The 594-nt window shown below is 69.0% G+C and carries 1 protein-coding gene; it reads right to left on the reverse strand.

Annotation, left to right across the window (positions count from 1 at the left end):
* Window positions 1-594: asparagine synthase-related protein (locus EOA22_RS36520; protein ID WP_245478811.1), on the reverse strand; the 594-nt coding region annotated here is incomplete at both ends.

Genomic DNA, 594 nt, shown 5'->3' on the forward strand with positions numbered 1-594 from the left:
GACGGAGGCGATATCGCCTTCCCCGCAGGCGACGGCGCTGTGATGCGTGCCGAGCGCGCGGGCCATCTCGAGCTGGAAGGGGCTCTCGTCATGTTCGGCGCTATCGAAGGTGACCGAGAAGGTCCTGAAACCACCCGGCGCCATGCCCGCCGCCAGCGCCGATGTGATGGAGGAATCGAGGCCGCCCGAGAGATAGGCGCCGACTGGCACATCGGCGCGCATGCGGATGCGGGTCGCCTCCGTCAGGAGGGCGCGCAGTTCCTCGGCCGCGGCACGCTCGTCCCGGTGCCGGGGCGGCGCGTCCCGGTCGGGATACTCCAGACTCCAGTAGGGCCGGGTCGAGACGCTGCCCTCTTGCACGATCATCAGGCTTGCGGGTTCGATCTCGTAGATGTTGCGGAAGGGCGTGCGCGGCGCGATCGGGGCCCAGAGCGTGAAGATCTGGTCGAGTGCGACCGGATCAATCTCGGCCGCGACGCCCGGGGCCTGGAGGAGCGCCTTGACCTCCGAGGCGAAGTAAAGCCGTTCGCCCTGCCTTGTATAGAAGAGCGGCCGGACCCCCATGCGGTCGCGCGTCAGAACCATGCGGCGGCG

It is taken from the genome of Mesorhizobium sp. M7A.F.Ca.US.014.04.1.1, assembly GCF_003998745.1.
GTDB classification, from domain to species: Bacteria; Pseudomonadota; Alphaproteobacteria; order Rhizobiales; family Rhizobiaceae; genus Mesorhizobium; species Mesorhizobium ciceri.